The organism is Pseudomonas sp. AK-TSAG1-1, from assembly GCF_056821665.1.
Window position 1 is genome coordinate 1,677,899 of the sequence record NZ_CM165965.1, and the last position, 16,164, is coordinate 1,694,062.

The 16,164-nt window shown below is 62.1% G+C and carries 6 protein-coding genes; 3 read left to right on the forward strand and 3 right to left on the reverse strand.

The window, feature by feature from the left end; genetic code table 11:
- Positions 1-189: 189 nt before the first annotated feature.
- A complete protein-coding gene (locus AC1UK9_RS07695) occupies positions 190-1,083 on the forward strand; it encodes a LysR family transcriptional regulator (protein WP_007956593.1) in 894 nt (297 codons plus the stop codon).
- Positions 1,084-1,087: 4 nt separating this feature from the next.
- Complete coding sequence (locus AC1UK9_RS07700) at positions 1,088-1,684, forward strand: tRNA-uridine aminocarboxypropyltransferase (RefSeq protein WP_025110587.1); 597 nt, start codon at positions 1,088-1,090, stop codon at positions 1,682-1,684.
- Between the two features lie 148 nt (positions 1,685-1,832).
- Here AC1UK9_RS07700 and AC1UK9_RS07705 read toward each other — a convergent pair whose 3' ends face one another.
- From AC1UK9_RS07705 to AC1UK9_RS07715, 3 genes are all read right to left on the reverse strand, one after another.
- Positions 1,833-3,194 carry an HlyD family type I secretion periplasmic adaptor subunit gene (locus tag AC1UK9_RS07705; RefSeq protein ID WP_025110586.1) on the reverse strand — a complete coding sequence of 454 codons (1,362 nt, stop codon included), beginning with the start codon at positions 3,192-3,194 and terminating at the stop codon, positions 1,833-1,835.
- Between the two features lie 9 nt (positions 3,195-3,203).
- Positions 3,204-5,363, reverse strand: coding sequence for a type I secretion system permease/ATPase (locus AC1UK9_RS07710; RefSeq protein ID WP_482579794.1), 2,160 nt, complete (start codon positions 5,361-5,363; stop codon positions 3,204-3,206).
- 165 nt (positions 5,364-5,528) lie between these two features.
- Entirely contained in the window at positions 5,529-6,893 is a 1,365-nt protein-coding gene (locus AC1UK9_RS07715) for a TolC family outer membrane protein (RefSeq protein WP_025110584.1), read from the reverse strand.
- A gap of 533 nt (positions 6,894-7,426) precedes the next feature.
- On the opposite strand from AC1UK9_RS07715, the gene AC1UK9_RS07720 reads away from it, so the two are divergent.
- Entirely contained in the window at positions 7,427-16,027 is an 8,601-nt protein-coding gene (locus tag AC1UK9_RS07720) for a retention module-containing protein (protein ID WP_482579795.1), read from the forward strand.
- Positions 16,028-16,164: the final 137 nt, after the last annotated feature.

Below are 16,164 nucleotides of genomic sequence, written 5' to 3' on the forward strand. Positions count from 1 at the left end.
GAGGCTGGAGATAGACTCAGTGCTGTTCACCGGGGTGAACAGGATGCCCCTGTGGGAGCGGGCTTGCTCGCGAATACGGTGTGTCAGCATCATGGATGTCAACTGACACGACGCCTTCGCGAGCAAGCCCGCTCCCACAGGGAGGGTGTGTTTCCAGACGCACCGTGTGTTTCTTGTGATGGAGTAGACATGGCCAACGCTTTACCTGACCTGAAACTATTGCGCATCTTCGTCAGCGTCGTGCGGCATCAGGGCTTCGCCAATGCGCAGCAGGAACTCAACCTGTCGACCTCGGCGATCAGCACCTACATGAGCCAGCTCGAAGCGGCGCTCGGTCTGGTGTTGTGCCATCGCGGGCGGGGCGGGTTCAGCCTGACCAGCAAGGGTGAGCTGTTCCATCAGGAAACCCTGCGCCTGCTGGCCGAACTCGAAGGCTTCGAGCAGTACGCCGCCGCGCTCAAGGGTGAGCTGCGTGGCACGCTCAACCTCGGTGTGATCGACTCCACCGTCAGCGACAAGGCCCTGCCGTTCGCCGAAGCCATCGGCGCCTACAGCCAGGAACACCCGGCGGTGCATTTGCACCTGTCGGTGATGAGCCCGTACGAACTGCAACTCGGCGTGCAGGACAACCGCCTCGATCTGGCCATCGGTGCGTTTTCCACGCGCATGAGCGGTCTGGTCTACATGCCGCTGTACCGTGAGCAGCACTGGCTGTATTGCAGCAGCCGGCACCCGTTGTTCAACGAGCGGCGGATTCCCGAGCAAGTCATCACCCAGCAACGCATGGTCGGCCGGGGTTACTGGAGCCAGGCCGAGCTGGCGCGCCACGGTTTCAAGCACAGCGCGGCGACCGTGGAAAGTATGGAAGCGCAGCTGATTCTGGTGCTGTCCGGCGCCTACATCGGCTACCTGCCGGAACACTACGCCCAGGCCTGGGCCGACAAGGGCGACTTGCGCGTGTTGCTGCCGGCGACCTTCGGTTATCAGGCGCCGTTTTCGATGATCATGCGCCGGGGCCGCAGCCGCGAGCCGCTGATCCAGACTTTCCGTGACTTGCTCAAAGCACAGCTCAATCAGGCCTGAGAACATGTCCAGACCCCAATGCCCGCGCTGCCTGCGCCCACAAACCCATTGCCTGTGCCCGCTGATCCCGAGCCTCGACAGCCGCACCCGGGTGTTGCTGTTGCAGCATCCGAGCGAGGTCAATCACGCGCTGAACACGGCGCGACTGGCGGCGCTGGGTCTGACCAACGCCGAGCTGATCGTCGGTGAGGTATTCGAGGATCTGCCGGCGCTGCTCAGCCGACCGGGGTATCAGACGCGGTTGCTGTTTCCTGCCGACGATGCGCAGCCGATGCAGGCTTACAGCGAATCCGCTGAGCCGCTGCTGCTGGTGGTGCCGGATGGCACCTGGCGCAAGGCGCGCAAGATGCTCCATCTCAATCCGCTGCTGGCGGCGCTGCCCCGGGTGACGCTGGCCGAGGGCGGGGTGTCGCGGTATCGGTTGCGCAAGGCGCCGGGGCCGGGGGCGTTGTCGACCATCGAGGCGATCGTGCAGGCGCTGGAAACCCTCGAGGCGCCGACGACGTTTACGCCGTTGCTCAAGCCGTTCGAGGCGTTGATCGAGGGGCAGATTGCGGCGATGGGGGAGGAGGTTTTTCAGCGTAATCATGGGGACAGATAGTCGTTGCCTGAGCTGGCCTCTTCGCGAGCAGGCTCGCTCCCACATTTGATCGAAGGTGCGCACAAACGCTGTGTTCACCTCACATCCCCTTGTGGGAGCGAGCCTGCTCGCGAATGCGTCAGATCTATCTGTGCACTGTTCGCAGTGCCTACCGTTCGCGCATCGCCTCGGTCCGCGCCTTCAGCACCGGTTTCAGCAGATAATCCAGCACGCTTTTTTCTCCGGTAATAATGTCCACCGTCGCCACCATCCCTGGGATGATCAGCAGCGGTTTCACATCCCCGCCCAAATGGTTTTTATCGGTCCTGACCTGAATCAGGTAGAAGCTGTTGCCCTTGTCATCGGTGATGGTGTCGGCGCCGATCAGCTCCAGTTTCGCGCTCAGCCCGCCGTAGATCGTGTAGTCATAGGCACTGAACTTGACCATGGCTTTCTGGCCCGGGTGCAGGAACGCAACGTCCTGCGGACGAACCTTGGCTTCGATCAGCAGGTTGTCTTCCAGCGGCACGATTTCCACCATGTCGCTGCCCGGCTGCACCACGCCGCCGATGGTGTTTACCTTGAGCTGCTTGATCACCCCGTGCACCGGCGAGGTCACGGTGGTGCGGCTGACGCGATCGTCGATTGCGATGCTCGAGGCGGTGATTTTCGACAGGTCGGTGCGCTTCTGATTGAGGTCCTTGGCGGCGTCGGAGCGGAAGGTCTGTTCCGATTCGTCGATCTTGCTCTTGATCTCGTTGATCGCCGATTCGGCACGGGGGATCGCCAGCGTCGTCGCGTTCAGCGAGCCACGAATCTCCACCGCACTGCGCTTGAGCCGCAGGATTTCCACTGGCGATACCGCGCCGGTGCCGACCAGCGGCGCGGACATGTTCATCTCTTGCTGCAGCAGCGCCAGGCTGGAGCTGTACTGACCTTGTTTGGAGCGAAACTCCGCCAGCTCCTGCGTCTTCTGCCGCAGCTGTTCGGTGAGGGTGCGTTGCTCACTGGCCAGGCGCCGTTGGCGCTGGTCGTACAGCGCCCGTTCGTCTTCGGCGACCTGTGGTGCCTTGGCAACCACCTCGTCAGACAGCTTGAGCGGGCGCCCCTCGGCTTCGGCGGAGAGGCGTTCGACTTGCGCGGTCAGGGCGTAACGGTCGGCTTCGCTCTCACCCTTGTTCGACAGGAAGCGCGTGTCATCCAGGCGCAACAGCTTGTCGCCCTTGTTCACCATTTGCCCTTCACGCACAAAAATCTCGGTAACGATGCCGCCCTCAAGGTTCTGGATCACCTGGACCTTGCTCGATGGGATCGCCTTGCCTTCGCCCATGGTCACTTCTTCAAGCACCGCGAACTTGGCCCAGACCAGCGCACTGATCAACAGCGCCGCCGCCAGCCACACGGTGATCCGCGACCAGCGCGGCGAATCCTGTAACGAAGCACCGGCGGTTTCGGGCATGAACTCGGCTTCGGCGCTTTTGCCGAAACTGTCGAAGTAGCCGCGTGATTTGCCATCGGATGCAGCTGACATGGGCAACTCCTAGACCGCCGCCGAGCCGACACGGCCCTTGCGCAGTGCATCGATGACCGCTTCTTTCGGGCCGTCAGCGACGACCCGGCCGTTGTCCAGCACCAACAACCGATCCACCAGGCTCAGCATCGAGGTGCGATGGGTGACCAGCAGCAGCGTCTTGCCTTGCACCCAGCCGTGGAGCTTCTGGCGCAGCAGGTCTTCGCTGCTGTTGTCCATGGCGCTGGTGGGCTCGTCGAGCAGCATGATCGGCGGGTCGAGCAGCAGCGCCCGGGCCAGCAATACGGCCTGGCGCTGGCCGCCGGAGAGCAATTGTCCACGCTCGCCCACCGGGCGGTCGAAACCTTGCGGATGCTGGCGGGCGAGCTCGGTGACGCCCGTCAGTTCGGCGACTTCGAGCATGCGCGAATCGCTGATGTAGCGTGCACCGAGGGTCAGGTTGTCGCGCAGGCTGCCGGCCAGCAGCGGCAGGTCGTGGGCGACGTAACCGATCTGCTGGCGCAGGTCGGCGACATCCAGTTGTCGCAGGTCGAGGCCATCGAGCAGCAACTGGCCTTCTTCGGGTTCATAGAACCCCATCACCAGCCGCGCCAAAGTGCTTTTGCCCGAGCCGCTGCGGCCGATGATGCCGATCCGCTCGCCGGGTTTCATGCTGAAGCTGACGTTGCTCAACGCCGGCGCGTTCTGGCCGTTGTAGTGAAACGTCACGCCGCTGACGTCCAGCGCACCTTGCAGTTGTGTACGTTCCAGTGGCCGCTGCTTGCCGTCGCGCTCCTGCGGCAGGCCCATCAGCGCGTCGGTGCTTTTCATCGTCAGTTGCGCTTGCTGGTAGCGGGTGATCAGGCCAGCGATCTGCCCCAGCGGCGCGAGCACGCGGCTGCCGAGCATGTAGCTGGCGACCAGCGCACCGACGCTGAGGTTGCCGGCGATGATGCTGTAGACCCCGGCGACAATCGTCGCCATCCCGGAAAACTGCTGGATGAACAGCGTGCCGTTGGTCGCCAGCGCCGAGAGGTTGCGCGCATGGCTGTCGAGGCGGGTGAGGGCGCCGTGGGTGCTTTCCCATTTGTGCTGGCGCTCGCTTTCGGCGCTGCAGGCCTTGAGGGTTTCGAGGCCGCCAAGGGTTTCGATCAGCAACGCCTGACGTTCGGCGCCCAGGCTCAGGCTTTTTTGCACGGTGTCACGCAGGCGCACCTGAATGGCCAGGGCAAAAATGATCGTGATCGGAAACGCCAGCAGCGGAATCACCACCAGCCAGCCGCCGAGCAGGCCGATCACCACCAGCATCAACACTACGAAGGGCAGGTCGATCAGGCTGGTCAGGGTCACCGCCGTGAGGAATTCACGCAGGCCCTGAAAGTCATGAATGCTCTGGGCGAAACCACCGATGGTGGCTGGCCGTGCCTTCATCGCCATGCCGGTGATGCGTTCAAATAATGTCGCGGAAAGGATCACGTCGGTTTTCTTGCCGGCGGTGTCCAGCAGGTGCGCACGCACCACCCGCAGCACCAGTTCGAAACCGGTGCCGATCAACAGGCCGATCGCCAATACCCACAGGGTCGAGGTGGCTTGATTGGGCACCACGCGGTCGTAAGTCTGCATGACGAACAGCGGCACCATCAGGCCCAGCAGGTTGATCAGGAAACTGGCGAGGATCGCATCGCTGTACAGCCATTTCGACAGCTTCAGGGTGTCGCGAAACCAGGCGTGGACCCGCGGCACCAGCGGTGAACGCAAGTCTTCGAGTTCGTGGCGCGGACGGGCGAACAAGGCCTGGCCGCTGTAGTGTTCGGCCAACTCTTCACGGCTGACCCATTGCTCGCCGCCATCGGCTTCGCTGGGCAGAATCAGCACCTTGCCGTCGTCGGCGAAACGCCGCAGCACAGCGGTACGCCCATCCTTGAGCAACAACAGAATCGGCAGATTCAGCGCTGAGATGTCTTTCAGTTCACGTCGCAGCAAGCGCGCCTGCAGACCGGCCCGGGCCGCTGCACGGGGCAACAGGTCCAGGCTCAGGCGTTGCTTGTTCAGGGGCAGCCCGGCACTCAGGCTGGCGCGACTGACAGTCGCGCCGTGGAGTTTGCAGAGGATCAACAGACCGTCGAGTAACGGGTCATCGAAGCTCAACCGCGGATCGATCCCGGTGCTACCGGGTTCCATGCTGGTCATATTGATCGCCTCCGTAAGACTTGCCCAAAACCTGTGGCGAGGGAGCGTGCTCCCGTTGGGCTGCGCAGCAGCCCTGTGCAACTAACGGAATCGGCAGTGTGAGCGCTGCGCACTCAAGAGTGACGGTGCGGCGATCCGACAAGCTCCCCCACCACAGCGTTTTGCTTACTTCAGTTCAGGCAGGCGCGCCTCGTTCTTCACCTCGGTCGCCGCGATCGCATCTGCCGGCAGCACCACCCGTTGCTTGCTCAGCAACTGGCCCATATTTGCCAGCACGCGGTACATCGAATACTCCTCGGTGTAGCGGATTTCGGTGTAGCGACGGTTGGCGTTGTAGAGCTCGTTTTCACTGTCGAGCAAGTCGAGCAGGGTGCGTTGGCCAAGGCCGAACTGATCCTGATAGGCCGCGCGCACACGTTTGGTGGTCTCGGCATATTCGCGGGCGGTCGGGGTCTGCTTCTTCGCGTTGACCATGGCGTTCCAGGCCAGGTGAATGTTCTCGTTCAACTGACGCAGGGCATTGTTGCGGATGTCCATTGCCTGGTTGATCTGGTGCGCATCGGACGCCAGACGGGCCTTGTCGCTGCCGCCGCGGAACAGGTTGTAGTTCATGATCACGCCGACGCGCCATTCGTTGTCGTGGCCTTCATCGCCTTGCACGTTGTTGTTCGCACCGACTGCCGCTTCGGCATCGAAGCGTGGGTAGAACGGCGACTTGGCAACTTCGTACTGGCTCTCGGCCGACTGCACGTCCGCCTGCGCGGATTTCAGGTACGGGTTGTTCTCGACCATGCTCTGCTGGGCTTCCGGCAGGCTGGTGGGGATTTCGCCGCGGGTCGACGGTGGCGCTTCGAGTTCATCGGGCATGCGCCCGACCACGGCGTAGAAGTTCGATTCGGCGTCGGCCAGATCGACTTCAGCGGTGTCGAGGTTGTTCTGCGCCAGCGCCTTACGGGCGACCGACTGATCGGAGTCAGCGGTGCTGCCGATGCCGCGCTGGGTACGCAGGCCGATCTGATCATTCACGCGCAAGTGCGCTTGCAGGTTGTTCTTGGCCAGGGTCACCAGTTCACGACGCTTGAGCACTTCGAGGTAAACCTCGATGGTGCGCAGGGCCAGATCCTGGGCGGTGCCTTGCGCGTAGTAGGCGCGCGAGTTGGACACGCCCTTGGTGCGTTCGACCTCGTTGGCGGTGTTGAAACCGTCGAAGATCATTTGCCGAAGGCGTAACTCGGACTGGGTGTAGTTGAGAATTTCGGTGTTGTGTCCGCTCGGCGTCAGCGAGCGGGTGTTGGTGTTGTCGCTGTAGCCACGCCCGTAGGCGGCATTCAGATCGACGGAAGGATAGAAGCCACCCTTGGCCACCTTCACCTGCTCATCGGCCGACAGTTTGGCGTCGACTCGCGAGGCGAGTTCCGGGTGGGTGGCGATGGTGCTTTGAATCGCTTCGGTCAGGTTCATGGCCTGGGCTTGGGAAGTGCAAGCCATGGCCAGCAAAACCGCGCTGCAGAGGGGGGTTAAAACGCGCATGGGGTGCATCTCCCTGGTCCTGATGGTGCGTTACTGTCGCCAAATATTTGACGATATTTTGAGGTGTAAGCGTTTCACTCTTGTAACAACAGAGCTAAGAACATCCTGAAGCGTAGCTAAGAAAAAATTTTCATAAGGCTTATGCCGAAAAAAACTTATGCGCTTGACAAAAACCGGCACATTGTTCAGGACGAAAGCCTTTGTTTCATGCGCTTTAGGGAGCACAGAAAGGCTTGAGGAAAGTTCCACTCACTTTGCGACATACGGCGAAGTACTGCTGAAGGGGAGGGACGCGTAGCGGTTAATGAGCGACAGTTTTTTGTCACTCGGGTGATTCACCACCGTTACGTAGCGTTAGTGGGCGTGCTGCATCGATCAGGGAACCGAAGTGCTTGAAAGCACTGAAGTTTCCTTGTTCGCGCAAACCTGCGAAACGAACTGCCGAGGTGCGAGCGTCACCCCGGCAACCCGCTTGAGCCATGGGCTGCTTCGCGAACCAGTGCCGACGGTGGTCGGCAGCGGAGGAAATTCACATGGCAACGCTCATCGGGATCGTCACTAAAGTCATTGGTCAGGTTTTTGCGCAGGGTACCGACGGCACGCGCCGCGCCCTGGTCGAGGGCGACCGCTTGTATGCCGGCGATCAAGTGATCACCGGCGCTGAAGGCGCCGTCGCCGTTCATCTGCAAAACGGCCATGAGTTGACCCTGGGCCGCGACAGCAGCATGACCATGTCCGGGCAACTGCTGGCTAACCAGGCGGTGCACATCGATTCCCCTGAAGCGCTGACGCCGAGCGAAGCGCAACTGACCGATGTCGAACAGATCCAGAAAGCCATCGCCGCTGGAGAAGACCCGACCAAAGCCGCGGAAGCGACCGCTGCGGGGCCGAATGCACCGACTGGCGTGCCAGGCGAGGCGGGCGGTGGCCACAGCTTTGTGTTGCTGACCGAAGTCGGCGGGCGAGTGGACCCGGTCATCGGTTTTCCCACCGCCGGTTTCAACGGGATTCCCGAGTTTCCGCAAGTGCGGCCATTTGTGGTGGTCGACAATGGCGACAACACGCCAATCGTGCCGCCGGTCAATAATCCGGTGACACTCAGCGGCCTCGCGGTACCCGGCGGGGAGCTGACGCTCAACGAAGCCAACCTGCCGGACGGCTCCTCTGCCAATCCTGGTGCGCTGACCCAGAATGGCAGCTTCACGGTGTCGGCACCGGACGGTCTGAGCAGCCTGAACATCGGTGGGATCAACGTGATCAGCGGCGGCGTGGCGGCGGGTTTTCCGCAGTCGATCACCACGCAACTGGGCAACACCCTGACCATCACCGGCTACAACGCTTCGACCGGGGTCGTCAGCTACAGCTACACCCTCAACGGCAACGACGCCCATCCAGCCGGTGACGGCGCCAACAGCCTCAGCGAACATTTCACCGTGACCGCCGGCGACAGCAATGGCGACAGCGCCACCGGCTCGCTGGACGTCAACATCATCGACGACGTGCCCAGAGCGGTGAGTGACAGCAACGCCAACACCGCTTCGGAAACCCTGTTGACCCTCACCGGCAACGTCCTGACCAACGATGTGCAGGGCGCCGATCGTGTACCCACTGGCCCCGTCACCGCGGGTACGTTCACCGGCACTTTCGGTACCCTGGTGTTGAATGCCAACGGCACTTACACCTATACCCTGAACACCAGCGATGCGGATTTCAAAGCCCTGCACGGCGGCGGCAACGGCACCGAGACGTTCACCTACACCATCACCGATTCGGATGGCGACACCAGCACGGCGAATCTGGTTTTGCAGATTCACAACAACGACGATCCGGTGGTGATCAACGGGTTGAGCGTTGAAGGCGGGGAACTGACAGTCTTTGAGAAAAACCTCAGCACCGGCAGCGAGCCGGATTCCACCGCGCTGACCCAGAGCGGCACCTTCAGCATCACGGCGCTGGATGGCGTCACCACATTGACCGTCGGCGGCATCGCTGTCGTTACCAACGGCGTGGCAGCGGGCTTCCCCCAATCGGTCACCACACCGCTCGGCAGCACGTTAACGATCACAGGTTTCAACGCGACCACCGGTGTCGTCAGCTACAGCTACACCCTCGACCACAACGACGCCCACCCAACCGCCAACGGTGCAAACAACCTGCCCGAACAGTTCGCCGTCACCGTAGTCGACGACAACGGCACGACCGCCAACGCAACGCTCGATGTGAACATCATCGACGACCTGCCAAAAGCAGTGAACGACAGCAACACCGGCACCGCCTCGGAAACCAACCTCACGCTGACCGGTAACGTCCTGACCAATGACGTGCAAGGCGCCGACCGTGTACCGACTGGCCCAGTCACTGCCGGGACTTTCACTGGCACTTACGGCACCCTGGAACTGCACACCGACGGCACCTACACCTACACGCTGAACCCCACTGATGCCGACTTCAAGAATCTGCACGGCGGCGGCAATGGGACCGAGACCTTCACCTACACCATCACCGATTCGGACGGCGACACCAGCACGGCGAATCTGGTTTTGCAGATCCACAACAACGACGACCCCGTGGTCATCAGCGGCCTGGATGTGAACGGCGGCGAACTCACCGTCTACGAAAAAAACCTCAGCACCGGCAGCGCGCCTGATGCTAATGCGCTGACCCAAAGCGGCACGTTCACCATTACCGCACTCGACGGTGTTACGACGCTCACGGTGGGCGGCATCGCGGTTGTCACCAACGGCGTGGCGGCAGGCTTCCCCCAATCGGTCACCACACCGCTCGGCAGCACGCTGACCATCACTGGCTTCAACGCGACCACCGGTGTCGTCAGCTACAGCTACACCCTCGACCACAACGATGCCCACCCAACGGCCAACGGCGCCAACAACCTGCCTGAGCAGTTCGCCGTCACCGTAGTCGACGACAACGGCACGACCGCCAACGCAACGCTCGATGTGAACATCATCGATGACCTGCCAAAAGCGGTGAACGACAGCAACACCGGCACCGCCTCGGAAACCAACCTGACGCTGACCGGCAACGTCCTGACCAACGACGTGCAGGGCGCCGACCGTGTACCGACTGGCCCAGTCACTGCCGGGACTTTCACTGGCACTTACGGCACCCTGGAACTGCACACCGACGGCACCTACACCTACACGCTGAACCCCACTGATGCCGACTTCAAGAATCTGCACGGCGGCGGCAATGGGACCGAGACCTTCACCTACACCATCACCGATTCGGACGGCGACACCAGCACGGCGAATCTGGTTTTGCAGATCCACAACAACGACGACCCCGTGGTCATCAGCGGCCTGGATGTGAACGGCGGCGAACTCACCGTCTACGAAAAAAACCTCAGCACCGGCAGCGCGCCTGATGCTAATGCGCTGACCCAAAGCGGCACGTTCACCATTACCGCACTCGACGGTGTTACGACGCTCACGGTGGGCGGCATCGCGGTTGTCACCAACGGCGTGGCGGCAGGCTTCCCCCAATCGGTCACCACACCGCTCGGCAGCACGCTGACCATCACTGGCTTCAACGCGACCACCGGTGTCGTCAGCTACAGCTACACCCTCGACCACAACGATGCCCACCCAACGGCCAACGGCGCCAACAACCTGCCTGAGCAGTTCGCCGTCACCGTAGTCGACGACAACGGCACGACCGCCAACGCAACGCTCGATGTGAACATCATCGATGACCTGCCAAAAGCGGTGAACGACAGCAACACCGGCACCGCCTCGGAAACCAACCTGACGCTGACCGGCAACGTCCTGACCAACGACGTGCAAGGCGCCGACCGCGTACCGACCGGCCCCGTCACTGCCGGGACTTTCACTGGCACTTACGGCACCCTTGAACTGCACACCGACGGCACCTACACCTACACGCTGAACCCCACTGATGCCGACTTCAAAAACCTGCATGGCGGCGGCAACGGCACCGAGACGTTCACTTACACCATCACCGATTCAGACGGCGACACCAGCACCGCCAACCTTGTCCTGCAGATCCACAACAACGACGACCCGGTGATTCTCAACGGTCTCGACGTCAACGGCGGCGAACTCACCGTCTACGAAAAAAACCTCAGCACCGGCAGCGCGCCTGATGCCAATGCGCTGACCCAAAGCGGCACGTTCACCATTACCGCACTCGACGGTGTCACGACGCTCACGGTGGGCGGAATCGCGGTTGTCACCAACGGCGTGGCAGCGGGCTTCCCCCAATCGGTCACCACACCGCTCGGCAGCACGTTAACGATCACAGGTTTCAATGCGGCAACCGGTGTCGTCAGCTACAGCTACACCCTCGACCACAACGATGCGCATCCGACTGCCAACGGCGCCAACAACCTGCCCGAACAGTTCGCCGTCACCGTAGTCGACGACAACGGCACCACCGCCAATGCAACGCTCGATGTGAACATCATCGACGACCTGCCAAAAGCAGTGAATGACAGCAACACCGGCACCGCCTCGGAAACCAACCTCACGCTGACCGGCAACGTCCTGACCAATGACGTGCAGGGCGCCGACCGTGTACCCACCGGCCCAGTCACCGCAGGCACCTTCACCGGCACTTACGGCACCCTGGAACTGCACACCGACGGCACCTACACCTACACGCTCAACCCGACCGATGCCGACTTCAAAAACCTGCACGGCGGCGGCAACGGCACCGAAACCTTCACCTACACCATCACCGACTCGGATGGCGACACCAGCACCGCCAACCTTGTCCTGCAGATCCACAACAACGACGATCCTGTGATCATCAGCGGCCTGGATGTGAACGGCGGCGAACTCACCGTCTACGAAAAAAACCTCAGCACCGGCAGCGCACCAGATGCCAATGCGCTGACTCAGAGCGGCACGTTCACGATCACTGCTCAGGACGGCGTTACCACGCTGACCGTCGGTGGAATCGCGGTTGTCACTAACGGTGTCGCCGCAGGCTTTCCGCAATCGGTCACCACACCGCTCGGCAGCACGTTGACGATCACAGGTTTCAATGCGGCAACCGGTGTCGTCAGCTACAGCTACACCCTCGACCACAACGACGCCCACCCAACCGCCAACGGTGCAAACAACCTGCCCGAGCAGTTCGCCGTCACCGTAGTCGACGACAACGGCACCACCGCCAACGCAACGCTCGATGTGAATATCATCGATGACCTGCCAAAAGCAGTGAATGACAGCAACACCGGCACCGCCTCGGAAACCAACCTCACGCTGACCGGCAACGTCCTGACCAATGACGTGCAAGGCGCCGACCGTGTACCGACTGGCCCCGTCACTGCCGGGACTTTCACTGGCACTTACGGCACCCTTGAACTGCACACCGACGGCACCTACACCTACACGCTCAACCCCACCGATGCCGACTTCAAAAACCTGCACGGCGGTGGCAACGGCACTGAAACCTTCACCTACACCATCACCGATTCGGACGGCGACACCAGCACCGCCAACCTTGTCCTGCAGATCCACAACAACGACGACCCGGTGATTCTCAACGGTCTCGACGTCAACGGCGGCGAACTCACCGTCTACGAAAAAAACCTCAGCACCGGCAGCGCGCCTGATGCCAATGCGCTGACCCAGAGCGGCACATTCACCGTGACCGCACTCGATGGTCTGCAAACCCTCACCGTCGGCGGCATCGCCGTGGTCACCAACGGTGTGGCGGCAGGCTTCCCGCAATCGGTCACCACACCGCTCGGCAGCACGCTGACCATCACTGGTTTCAACGCGGCTACAGGTGTTGTGAGTTACAGCTACACGCTGGATCACAACGACGCCCACCCCACCGGTAACGGTGCCAACAGTCTCACCGAGAACTTCAACGTGGTCGCCACCGATGGCGACGGCAGCACTGCGTCCGGGCAGATCAACGTCAACATCATCGACGACCTGCCGACCGCCAAGGCCGACACCGGTTCGGTGGTGGAGGGCGGTACGGTCAATGTCAGCGTGCTGGGCAATGACGTTACCGGTGCGGACGGCGCCGCAGCGGGCGGTGCAGTGGTTGGCGTGCGTGCCGGCGGCGACACCTCAAGTTCGGCGATCGGCGGCCTCAACAGCAACATCAACGGCACCTACGGTTTCCTGACCCTGGATGCGGCCGGCAACGCCATTTACCACAGCAACCCGAACTCGGTGAGCCCACCGGGTGCCACCGATACTTTCACCTATACCATCCGCGACGGTGACGGCGACGAAAGCACCACCACCATCACCATCAACGTCGCCGACAGCAAACTGGTGGCCTCGGTCGATCAGGACGTGACGGTCTATGAAAAAGCCCTCGACCTGACCAAGGACGGCCAGGACCTGGCCCCGGGTACGGTCACCGGCAGCGATCCGACCAATACCGGCGAAACTGCCACCGGTACGCTGGTCGGCGCGGTCACTGGCGGCAGCGGGGCGATCACTTACACCCTGGTTGGCAGCGCCACCGGCACTTACGGGCAGATCCAGCTCAACGCTGACGGCACCTACACCTACACCCTGACCTCGGCGCCGAAAACCACGCCGAACGCCAACGACGGCGCGAATACCCTGAGCGAAAGTTTCACCTACAAAGCCACCGATGCACTGGGCAACAGCACCACCAGCACCATCGTGGTCAACATCGTTGATGACGTGCCGAAAGCGGTGCCGTCGGATCGCTCCGTGGCAGCGGTGGAGATCGATTCCAACATCCTCATCGTCCTCGACATTTCCGGCAGCATGGTCGATCCGTCCGGCGTGCCGGGGCTGTCGCGGCTGGATCTGGCGAAACAGGCGATCAGTGCCTTGCTCGACAAATACGACGACCTCGGCGACGTGAAGGTGCAACTCGTCACCTTCAGCAGCAGCGCCACCGACAGAACGTCGGTATGGGTTGACGTGGCGACCGCCAAATCGCTCCTCGCCGGCCTCACGGCGGGTGGCGGCACCAACTACGACGCGGCCGTGGCGACGATGCAAACCGCCTTCAACACCTCGGGCAAACTCACCGGGGCGCAGAACGTCGGCTACTTTTTCTCCGACGGCAAACCGACCACAGGCCAGGAAATCGGCACCGCTGACGAGACCGCACTCAAAGCGTTCCTTGATGCCAACAACATCAAGAACTACGCGATCGGCCTGGGCAGCGGCGTGAGCAACGCCAACCTCGACCCGCTGGCCTATGACGGCATCAGCCACACCAACACCAACGCCGTGGTGGTCACCGATCTCAATCAGCTCAACTCGGTGCTCTCGGGCACCGTGGAAGGTGCGCCGGTCACCGGTTCGCTGCTGGGCGAGGGTGGCACGTTCGGTGCCGATGGCGGTTTCATCAAATCCATCGTGATCGACGGCACCACCTACACCTATGACCCGCGCGCCAACAGCGGCCAGGGGTCGTTGACCCCAAGCGGTGGCACCAACCACGGCACGTTCAACACGGTGAACAACACGTTGAGCATCGCCACCAACAACAGCGGCACGCTGGTGATCAACCTCGATACTGGCGACTACAGCTACACCTCGCAGAAAACCACCACCACGGTGATCACCGAGAACATCGGCTTCACCCTCAGCGATAACGATGGCGACCTCGCCAGCTCGACGCTGACGGTGAAAGTGATCCCCAACTCGCCACCGGTGGCGATGGACGACCACGTCATCACCAACGTGCTGTCGAGCAGCGTCACGGTGCCGGGCGAACTGCTGCTGGCCAACGACACCGACCCGGACGGCGACCCGCTCAACGCCTCGCCGACCACCTTCAACACCGGGTGGGCAGCCAAGGGCGCTGACTTCAGCGGTACCGGCGCCATCACGTTCAACGGCACCGGTAACACCGCCGCCAACCAGAACCTGGCCGACGTGCGCAATGCGTTCGCGGCCAACACGGCAGCGATGACGGCTGTGCTGGTGGTCAGCGGATACCTCGGCGCGGTGACCACCGCCAATGCCAACGATGAGGACCTGATCACCGTCAAACTGAAACAGGGCGAAACGCTGAACCTGGATCACAACCTGGCGGCCGGGCACATCACCATGGAGTACTCGGTCAACGGTGGTGCGTTCACCAGCATCGCCGACGGCGGCACCATCACTGCCAGCGCTGATGGCACCTATCAGATCCACGTGACCAACATCAGCAACACCAGCGGCAGTAACCCCACTGCGGCGGAAAACTACCAACTGACCATGACGGTCAACTACGCCGGCGCGCACGACGTGACGCCGGACTTCAACGGCACCTACACCGCCAACGACAACCATGGCGGCAGCGACACGGCCAACGTCAGCATCACCTATCAGGATGGTCATATGCTCACCGGTACCGCAGGCGATGACATTCTGGTGGCCGGCACCGGCAACAACATCCTCAATGGTGGCGACGGTAACGACGTGCTGACCGCTGGCTCCGGCAACAACGAAATGCACGGCGGCGCGGGCAACGACTTGCTCTACAGCGGCCCGGGCAATGACATTCTCGATGGCGGCACCGGCATCGACACGGTCAGCTATGCCCACGCCACTGCCGGAGTCACGGTCAACCTCGGTCTGCTGGGGGCGCAAAACACCATCGGCGCTGGCACCGATACCCTCAGCAACATCGAAAACCTGGTCGGTTCGAACTTCAACGACACCCTGACCGGCGACAACAATAACAACGTGATCAACGGCGGACTGGGCAACGACATCCTCAACGGCGGCGGCGGTGACGATCTGCTGATCGGCGGGATGGGCAACAACACCCTGACCGGCGGGCCGGGGGCCGATACCTTCCAGTACCTGAAGGGCAACACGGGCCACGACACCATCACCGACTTCACCCCGGGCACCGACAAGCTCGACCTGTCGCAACTGCTGCAAGGTGAAAACGGCACCACGGCGTCGCTGGACGATTACCTGCACTTCACCGTCACCGGCAGCGGCGCTTCGGTGCTCACCAGCATCGACGTCAGTGCCCTGGCCGGCGCAACGCCGAACCAGACCATCGACCTGGCCGGCGTCAACCTCGCCAGCCACTACGGCGTGACCCCGGGGGCGGGCGGGGTGATCGCCAGCGGGCACGACACGGCGACGATCATCAGCGGCATGCTCAATGATCATTCGTTGAAGGTGGATACGGTGTAGCGAGGCCTGAAACGACAAAACCCGCCGTCCCGATTAACCGGGACGGCGGGTTTTTTATGCCTGAAGCGATGTGTTGCCGGTGAGACAGCCTTCGCGAGCAGGCTCGCTCCCACAGGTGGGCGCATTCTAATGTGGGA